The following is a 1413-nucleotide window of genomic DNA, read 5'->3' as shown; positions in this document are numbered from 1 at the left end:
TTCAACGCCCGACTTGTCCTTAATGAAGATTACACCACTTCTTTTGAATTTGAAAACAGGAAAGGAAAACAACGAGGGAAATAATCCTGGCAGACACGGAGAGTAAAAGATAAGGTTGGGAGGTAATATTTTTTTTTATCTTCCGACCTTTTTCCTCCTTAATTAAAAAGAAAAAACTATGGCATACAATAAGAAAAACGTCCTTGAAGCCAACACAGAAGCCATCCGTGTTGTGCTTCGCTTGGAAAAAGAACGCCGCGAAGCCACCGAAGCAGAGAAAAGTATCTTACGGAACTATCAGGGCTTCGGTGGCTTGAAATGCGTACTGAATCGATGTGACAGTCCCGATGACCTCCGCTATTGGAGCCAATCGGAACAACAACTTTTCGAGCCTACCCAAAGGCTCAAACAGATGATTTACCGTGATGCCATTGATGCCAATACTGCCAAGCGGTACTGGGAGAGCATCAAGGCAAGCGTGCTCACGTCTTTCTATACCGATACCCGCATCGTTTCTGCGATTGCGGAAGCACTCACCATTACCGATGTGGAGATAAGGCAATGCTTAGACCCTTCAACAGGTATGGGAGCTTTTGCCGAGATATTTGCTAAAAGGGCTGGTATGGTCGATGCAATGGAGAAGGACTTGCTCACGGCACGAATCAGCCAAGCCCTGCACCCTTATGGCAAAGGCAACATATTCGTTCGGAACGAACCTTTTGAAGCTATTGGAGAGATAGAAGACAAGGATAAATACGACCTTATTACAAGTAACATTCCTTTCGGGGATTTCATGGTCTATGACCGAGAGTACAGTAGAGGTAAGGATACACTAAAGCGCGAGTCCACACGTGCCATTCACAATTACTTCTTTGTAAAGGGATTGGACTGCATCAAGGAAGGTGGCTTGCTGGCATTCATCACCTCGCAGGGTGTATTGGACAGTCCCCGCAATGAAGCCATACGTCGTTATCTGATGCAGAACAGCCGNCTNATCTCNGCTNTNCGNCTGCCATCNGGTATGTTTTCAGACAATGCAGGAACAGACGTAGGCAGTGACCTCATCGTCCTNCAGAAGCAGACNGGTAAAGAAATCANCGAGGGGATTGANCAGCAGTTNGTAGAAACTNTTTCCGTTCCCAAAGAAGAAGGCTCTTCTGTCGTCTTCAAGCACAACTCACTTTTNGCAGGAGATTGGAAAGACATTGCNCACCGNANCATNGCCACNGAGCGCATNATGGGTACAGACCCCTACGGCAAGCCTNCATGGGAGTATCGCTTCGATGGCAGCATTGATGATATGNCGNAGAGTATCAGGACACAGCTCTCCTTGGAAGTTGAGCAACGCTTTGANCGAAAACTCTATGAAACAGGCATACCTATGACGGAGGAGGAACGGCAGAAAGAAGCCGA

General features: G+C 46.9%; 1 protein-coding gene. It reads left to right on the top strand.

The window, feature by feature from the left end; genetic code table 11:
* Nucleotides 1–178: 178 nt before the first annotated feature.
* On the top strand, nucleotides 179–1413 hold a 1235-nt coding region (locus HMPREF9304_RS12260; protein ID WP_036929651.1), incomplete at its 3' end, for an SAM-dependent methyltransferase.

Origin of the sequence: Hoylesella timonensis S9-PR14 (assembly GCF_000762405.1) — a bacterium.
Lineage (GTDB): Bacteria > Bacteroidota > Bacteroidia > Bacteroidales > Bacteroidaceae > Prevotella > Prevotella timonensis_A.
The sequence above is the reverse complement of the archived record's forward strand: the minus strand, read 5'-3'. Positions and strand labels throughout refer to the sequence as shown.